Here is a 7991-nt window from a genome sequence, read left to right as displayed (position 1 = left end):
TGATGCTGGCCTCCACTCCAGCCAGCATCTTGAATCACAAAACAGGCCTCGACGGAATCCCCTTCGATTCTGTCAAAGGCTGAACCGCTCTAGTGCATTTCCAGCAAAAGTGGAAACCGGTTTTGCGCCCGGAAATGCGTAAAAACAAATAGATAGAGCGGTTCCAACGATTCCATTTGAACAGGAACCGCTCTAGGTACTCAGGAATTCCCGCTTTCGACCAGCTTGGCGCGGATCATGCCGCGCAGCGAATTGCCGACGAGGATGTTGCGCGCGTTTTTCAGGTCGTCCACCGAAACCGTGCCTTCCTCCACCACGCCGTTGTTGAGAAGCTCGCGGCGCAGAACGCCGTCGAGCAGTCCGCACGAAAGCGCGGGCGTCGTGCAGGTCGCGCCGCCCGTGTCGAGGAATATCGACGTGATCGTCCCCTCGCAGACATCGCCGCGTTCATTGAGCAGGATGACTTCGTCCACTTCCGCCGTCGAATATTCTTCGCGCGCCGCGACATAGGCTTGTCGCCGCGTGGTCTTGTGCCGCAGGAGCGGATCGGTGTGGTCGAGCCGCGTCCGTGCGACGGCGATGCGCCAGATCGTCTGGGTCGGCAGCGGTTCGTAAGGGGTCGCCGTAACGGAGGCGACGCCGTCCGGCGCAAGCGTCAGGCGCAGTTTCAGCGCCTGCTCGCCCGCGCCGCTTTCGGCGACCTTCTGGCGGATGGCGTCCATATTGCAGGAAAAGCCCAGTTCGCGCGCCGAATTTTCAAGGCGCGCCATATGCAGGTCGTAGCGCAGGACGCCCGACAAAGGCTCCCAGCGCATGGTTTCAATCAGTTGGTAATCGGGTTCGCCGGTTTTTGTTCCGTCGCGAACCGTGCTTTCAGAAGACATTCCTCATACTCCGCTTGCGCCGTGGAATCGAAAACCACGCCGCCCCCAACATTGAAGATTGCACGATTTTCATCGAGAAGCGAGATCGTGCGGATGGCGACATTGAAACGCATACGCCCGTTTGGCTCGATCCATCCAAGCGAGCCGCAATAGATGTCACGCGGCCTTTCTTCCAGTTCGCGCAGGATTTCCATGGCGCGGATTTTGGGTGCGCCAGTGATGGAACCGCAGGGAAAAAGGGCCGCAAAAAGCGCTCGCAGCGGCAGGCCGTCCGTCAGTTTCGCCCGTACGCGGCTGATCATCTGGTGGACGGTCGGATAGGATTCGACGCGAAACAGTTCCGGGACGTCCAGCGATCCGACCTCGCTGACGAGCGAGATATCGTTGCGCAGCAGATCGACGATCATGCGGTTTTCCGCCCTGTTCTTGGGGTCGTTCATCAGGAACAGGCGGTTCGCCTCGTCTTCTTGCGGCGTGGCGCCTCGCGGCATGGTGCCCTTCATAGGATGGGTCTCGATCCAGCCGGCGGCATCCACCTCGAAGAAAAGTTCCGGCGAACGCGACAGGACGATCGGGCCGCCGAGATCGCAATAGGTAGCATAATGGACCGGCTGGCGCGCCGCCAGCCTGTTGAACAGAACCAGCGGATCGCCGCCCCATTGCGCGTGGATGGGAAAAGTCAGATTGCCCTGATAGCAGTCGCCTTCGCGCAGGTGGCGGTGCAGACGCTCGAAGCGCGGCCTGTAATCGTCGAAAGACCACGCGGCGACGGGATCGCGCAGAAAAGTGGCTGGGTCTTCTCCACGCATATGCATATGTTCATCGGACGGACCGTCGAACACGCCGAAGCATAGAAGCGGGGCCTTGCGCCCGTCGGGCAGGAGCGGCACCAGTTTCGGCTCCAGAAGATAACCCGTCTCGTAGGAAAGATAGCCAGCCAGCCATTTGCCTTCGCCATGGGCTTTCTGCATCGCCTTCCATGCAGGCTCGAATTCCTCCGGGCGGTCGGCGCGGATGATGGTCGAGGGGGCCGCGAAAACGACATCGCGGCCCGCCTTGTCATCCCGGAACAGGATGAGCGGCGTTGCGCTCTTGCCTGTCATGACAGCGCTCAGTCTTCCATGGCTTCGAGTTCGTCGATGATGCCTTCGATCACCGACAGGCCCTTGCTCCAGAAATTCGGGTCGGTCGCATCGAGACCGAACGGGGCCAGCAGTTCCTTGTGATGCTTGGTGCCGCCAGCCTTCAGCATGTCGAAATATTTCTGCTGGAAGCCCTGTTCGGCGTTTTGATAGACCGCATAGAGCGAGTTCACCAGGCAATCGCCGAAGGCATAGGCATAGACGTAGAACGGCGAGTGGATGAAATGCGGGATATAGGTCCAGAAGGTCTCATAGCCCGGATTGATATGCACGGCGTCGCCAAGGCTCTCGCGCTGTACGTCCAGCCAGATTTCACCGATGCGCTCGGCCGTCAGTTCGCCTTCGCGCCGCTCGGTATGGACGCGGCGCTCAAATTGATAGAAGGCGATCTGGCGCACGACCGTATTGATCATGTCCTCGGCCTTCTGCGCCAGCATGGCCTTGCGTTCACGTTTGTCCTTCGTGGCGGCGAGAAGCGAGCGGAAGGTCAGCATTTCACCGAAAACGGAAGCGGTTTCGGCCAAAGTCAGCGGGGTGGACGCCATCAGCGCGCCCTGCTCGCCCGCCAGAACCTGGTGCACGCCATGACCGAGTTCGTGCGCCAGCGTCATCACATCGCGGGGCTTGCCCATATAGTTGAGCAGCACGTAAGGATGCGCGGACGGCACGGTCGGATGGGCAAAAGCGCCCGGTGCCTTGCCGGGGCGAACCGGGGCGTCGATCCAGTTCCGGTCGAAGAATTTTTCTGCGATCTCGGCCATTTCCGGCGCGAAATTGCCATAGGCGGAGAGCACGGTTTCGCGTGCCTTGTCCCACGGGATCAGCGCCTGCGGCGTTTCCGGCAATGGCGCGTTGCGATCCCAGTTTTCAAGCTTTTCAAGACCGAGCCACCTGGCTTTCAGCTTGTAATAGCGATGCGAAAGGCGCGGATAGGCATCCACGACGGCCTTCGCGAGCGCATCCACGACGTCGCGTTCGACGCGGTTGGCAAGGTGGCGGCTGTCGGCAATATCCTCAAAGCCGCGCCAGCGGTCGGAAATTTCCTTGTCCTTGGCCAGCGTATTGGTGATCAGCGTGAAAATGCGCAGATTGGCCGCGAAAGTCTTGGCAAGCGCTTCGGATGCCTTTTTGCGCACGGCGCCATCGGCGTCCTGCAGCATGTTGAGCGTCTGCTCTATGGCCAGCGTCTCGCCGTCCACCTCGAAACGCAGGCTCGACATGGTTTCGTCGAATAGCCGGTTCCAGGCGCTATAGCCGGTGATCGACTTCTCATGGAAAAGCTGCTCAAGCTTGTCATCGAGCTGGAAAGGCTTGTCCTTGCGCAGATCGGTCAGCCATGGGCGATAATGGCCGATTGCCGCATTGCTCTCCATCGCCTTGTCGAGAACGGTATCGTCGATGCGGTTCAGTTCAAGGCTGAAGAAGATGAGATGGGTGCTGGCGTCGGTCAGTTTCTGCTGCACATCGCCGAAAAGCTTCATGCGCTTGGGATCGGTCGTGTCTCCGTAATAATGGAGTCCCGCATAGGAGCCGATCCGGCCCATCAGTTCGTCCAGCGCCTCGAATTCCCTGATCGCATCGGCGAAGTCGCCGCCATTGGGCCTGGACGCTTCCTCAGCGAGCTTGCCCTTCCAGCGGTTCTCGAAAACGGCCGCATCCTTCATCGCCCTTTCGATATCCGCGTTCAGTTCCGGGCTGTCGGCGGATGGATAGAGGTCGGCCAGGTTCCATTCCGGCAGATTGCCGAGATCGGTTTTTGCGGCCACAGCCGTGTCGCTGGCCGGCGCATGGGAAACCTTGCCGAAGGAAAGGGATTCTGAAAAACGGGTCATGAACATTCTCCTATCGGGCTTCTTCTCGCATGTCTTGCCAAGATCGCCAAGAGGTGTGAAAAGCGCGTCAGACCCTGATCCTTCGGGCCGACCGGGCGTGATCAGGAACAAATTTTGTGAATGGGACACTAAGGCACATTTAGATACCTTGCATTTGTTATAAGTTTGGCGCCAAATAACGCCTGTTGAATATGAGAAATTTAAACTGTTTTCAGTATTTTGGGCGCGGCGATTCCACAGGTTGATAATAGCTTTTAATGAGCACGCGCATACTCATAGCGGATGACGATCCGATCCATCGACGCAATCTGGAAGCGATAGTCATGCGCATGGGCTACAGGACCCTCCTGGCCGATGGTGGCGGATCTGCGCTCGGTTTCGTCAGCCAGCGCAGGGATATCGTTCTCATGCTGCTGGATATGTCCATGCCCGACATGGATGGATTGACCGTTCTCAAGCGTATGCGCGATGCGGGCAACACCGTTCCCGTCATCGTTCTCGTTCAGGGCGACGATCTCCGGCTTGTCGTGCAGGCGATGAAGCTCGGCGCCGTCGATTTCGTCACCAAGCCCGTCGCTTTCGAACGTGTACAGGTTTCCGTCACCAACGTGCTGAAAATCGACGCGCTGACGCGGGAAATCTGGCGCGCGCGTTCCGCGCTCAAATCCCACCTGACATTTTCCGACATGGCGATAAAAAGCCCGGAGATGGAGCGCGTGGGTATTCTCGCCCGACGGGCCGCGGCGCTGGACGCCCCCCTTCTGATCGAGGGCGAGCCGGGCAGCGGCAAGGAAACGCTGGCCCGCGCGATCTGTAGCGGCGGCGCTCGCTGGCGCGGCCCCTTCGTGGCCGTCGATTGCCGGACCCTTGCGGCCGACAGGGCCGATGAGGTTTTCTTTGGTGTTCCGGCCGCGCGGCATGCCCGCCGCGTGGACGATGGTATGCACCAGCTCGGAAAGCTTGCCGAAGCCGATGACGGCACGCTGTTTCTCGATGAAGTGGGCGCGCTGCCGCGCCATACCCAGGTCAGGCTTTTCGCCGCCATGCAGTCCGGTCAGTTCGAAACCGGCGGTCCGGGGGAACGGGCGGTCTCCAACGCCCGCATCATGGCGTCCAACAGCCGCCCTCTGGTCGATCTCGTCCATATGGGGCATTTCCATGCGGGCCTTTATCATCTGCTCGGTTCCTTCGCCATCGCCATGCCTCCATTGCGCGAGCGGCTGGAAGATATTCCAATCCTCCTGCATCAGTTCATGATGCGTTTCGCGAGCGAGGAACGGCTCGGGCATATTACCGGCATTACAGCCCACGCCATGGAAAAGCTGAAGGCCTATCGTTGGCCCGGCAATGTGCGGGAGCTGAAAAACGCGGTTTACCGGGCTGTTCTTCTCTGTGAAACTGGCGAGTTGACGGTCGACGATTTCGCGCAGATCGGTTCTGCGGAATCCATCGGGCCCGCTCATCGGGACGCAGCTTTTGATCCGGCCGGTCTTGAGGGCGGCGCCATGGAACAGGCGGGCCTGTTCAGCGGGATCGACGGCACGGGCGAAGTGCGCACGCTTGCCGCGGCGGAAGAGGAAATGATCCGCTTCGCAATTGCTCATTATGACGGACAAATCAGCGAAGTTGCCCGCCGTCTGGGCATCGGGAGAACCACGCTTTACCGGAAGCTGAAAGAATATGGCATCGATGTGGCGTCGGTTTCGGGCAAGGGCCAGACCGGTGAAACGGAAGTGGAAAGCTCCCCGATCGATCGCGCGGCCAGCTAGTGTGGATCGGTCAAGTATTTGAATTTTAGTGATTTATGATATATCGGCTGTCGTTTGTGACAGTAGCTGTTGCCATTTAAAGACTGTTAATAGTTTTTTTACCATAGAAAAAATAGATGCGCCTGTGTGGCTTTTTTGCCATGGTGTCTCCTCATTTGTTGTTCACTAAGCGTCCATTAACCATTAAATCCGACAATCGGAGTTCGAGCGGAACCGGGACGCGGTCTTTTGTGGGGTCACAAAGTAGGTCTACGGTACGTCAGGGAATAGCTCGGGTGCGGATAACGGTAAGGCGATACGATTGATGAGCAGCATATCGACCATAAAAGCGCGCTTTGCGAAGGTATGGACCGGAATAAAGGCGCATGTGTCCGTCCCGTCAGCTCTTGTCGCCGCTGCATTTGTGATGGCGCTGTCCCCTTCTCAGGCTTCCGCTGAAACGCGCTCCCTCAAGCTTTATTACGTCCATACCGGCGAAAAGGCCGAGATCGTTTTCAAGCGAAACGGCCGCTTCGTTCCCGCAGGCCTGAAGAAGCTCAATGTTTTCCTGCGTGACTGGCGCCGCAACGAACCGACCAAGATGGACCCGCGCCTGTTCGATCTGATCTGGCAGGTTTATCGCTCCACCGGGTCGAGCCAGTATATAACGGTTGTTTCCGCATATCGTTCCCCGGCCACCAATGCCATGCTGCGTTCCCGTACGCGGGGCGTCGCGAAAAAGAGCCAGCACATGCTTGGCCGCGCGATGGATTTCTTCATTCCGGGCGTTCAACTGGCGAAACTGCGCGGCATCGGGATGCGCTACCAGATCGGCGGCGTCGGTTATTATCCGCGTTCCGGCTCTCCTTTCGTGCATATGGATGTGGGCAATGTGCGTTCCTGGCCGCGTATGAGCCGGCGTCAGCTCCTTGCTCTGTTCCCGGATGGCAAGACTGCCCATATTCCGGCAGACGGCAAGCCGCTGCCCGGTTACAAGCAGGCGCTGGCCATGATCGAAAAGCGCAAGTCCGGCGGTGGTGAAATCCTGATGGCCAGCAATTCCACGCCGCGCCGCAGCAAGAGCCTTTTCGGCGCGCTGTTTGGCGGTGGCGCCGATGAAGAAGAAGACAACAGCGATGTGAGCGCTCCACCCGCGACGGCCCGTCCGGCGCGTGCCGCTCCGGCCCGTAAGGCTCCGGCGGCAGTTCCGGAACAGCCGGTCCAGCCGCGTGAAACCATGATCGCCGCCCTGCCTGACCGCGACGCACCGGTTCCGTTGCAGGCCCCGCGTCCCGAGACGGGGCTTGATGGCCAGGCGCAGGCTCTGGCGCAGACGGAAGTGCCGGTCGCGGCCCTCAATGTTCCGATCCCGGCCAGCAAACCGGCCATGGCGCAGCAGGATGCGATAGCCCTTGCCGCTGTCGAACCGGATGCTGTCGCTGCTGCCCGCGCCGCCGTCGACGCAAATACGGTGCAGGTTGCCGATGCAGGAACGCCTTCGCCGCTGATGAACGGTTTCGTGCCGATCCCTTCGGCCCGTCCGCAGGCGGAAGCGGATAATATGCAGCTCGCAACGGCCATCATTCCGGCAAGCCGCCCGGAACGTCCGGGCGAGCAATCGTCGGCCAGCGGTCAGGATGCGATTGCTGCGATCGTCAATGGCGAGCAGGAAAAGCCTGCGCAGCTTGCCGATGCGGCGGGCGATGTCGCGGTGCCCCGGCCGGGCGAGACGGCGGCGTTCCCTCTGCCGAAGGACGCGCCGCGCGCCGATACCCAGCTCGCCCTGCTTTCCAGAAGGGATGAAATCGGTGAACTGATTGCGCCGCCTTCCGACGATTACGACTATGACAGCAAGCCGGTCGCCGACGCGAAACAGGCGTCAGCGGCAGTGCAGACGGCCTCGGTCGCCCGCACTCCGGTAGCAAAGCCGAAGGCTTCAGCCGCTAGCCGCAAGCAGGCCGCTTCGATCGGCAAGGCTGCCAATACCGGTGTTCGCGCCACGACCAAGGGCGCGCGCCATGTGGCCAAGGCTCCGTCCAGACCACGCCCGGTGATCCAGCCTGCGGCAATGCCTGCTTCAGAACTCGCAATGTCGTCCGAATCGGTTACCAGCACCGTTCCGGTCACCAATCCGGTACTGCGCAACGATGCGTTGCGCTCCGCTCCGGCCGTGGTTTACACCGCCGGTTTCCAGCGCGGGAACCTGTCGACCGAACGCGCCAACCAGTTCAGTGGCAAGGCTGTTACCTTCCTGACGGTGGCGAAGTTTACGGCAACCAACTGATCCTGCCACGAGACGGGCACAGGCTTCTGTGATCGAAAGCGCCATGCATCCGGATGCATGGCGCTTTCGCTTTGCGCGGCTGTTCCAAAAGTCGTTGCAGA

At 60.1% G+C, this 7991-nt stretch carries 5 protein-coding genes; 2 read left to right on the top strand and 3 right to left on the bottom strand.

The features are described from left to right. Nucleotides 1-200 precede the first annotated feature (200 nt). Genes FHS76_RS21650 through FHS76_RS21640 form a run of 3 tightly spaced genes read right to left on the bottom strand, consistent with a single transcriptional unit; the run spans nt 201 to nt 3858 of the window. Entirely contained in the window at nt 201-884 is a 684-nt protein-coding gene (locus FHS76_RS21650; RefSeq protein WP_183658192.1) for an aminotransferase class IV family protein, read from the bottom strand. Next, a complete protein-coding gene (locus FHS76_RS21645; RefSeq protein WP_183658188.1) occupies nt 824-1987 on the bottom strand; it encodes an aminodeoxychorismate synthase component I in 1164 nt (387 codons plus the stop codon). The genes FHS76_RS21650 and FHS76_RS21645 overlap by 61 nt, the downstream gene beginning before the upstream one ends. Nucleotides 1988-1995: 8 nt before the next feature. Beyond that, complete coding sequence (locus FHS76_RS21640; protein WP_183658185.1) at nt 1996-3858, bottom strand: M3 family oligoendopeptidase; 1863 nt, start codon at nt 3856-3858, stop codon at nt 1996-1998. Between the two features lie 257 nt (nt 3859-4115). Between FHS76_RS21640 and FHS76_RS21635 the strand changes: the two genes are divergently transcribed. Together FHS76_RS21635 and FHS76_RS21630 are read left to right on the top strand one after the other, a co-directional pair. Further along, entirely contained in the window at nt 4116-5627 is a 1512-nt protein-coding gene (locus FHS76_RS21635; RefSeq protein WP_183658182.1) for a sigma-54-dependent transcriptional regulator, read from the top strand. Between the two features lie 304 nt (nt 5628-5931). Beyond that, entirely contained in the window at nt 5932-7890 is a 1959-nt protein-coding gene (locus FHS76_RS21630) for a DUF882 domain-containing protein (RefSeq protein WP_183658179.1), read from the top strand. The last annotated feature ends 101 nt before the right edge of the window (nt 7891-7991 follow it).

It is taken from the genome of Brucella daejeonensis (assembly GCF_014199265.1).
In the GTDB taxonomy this organism is placed as follows: domain Bacteria; phylum Pseudomonadota; class Alphaproteobacteria; order Rhizobiales; family Rhizobiaceae; genus Brucella; species Brucella daejeonensis.
This window is presented reverse-complemented; position numbering and strand designations above follow the sequence as displayed.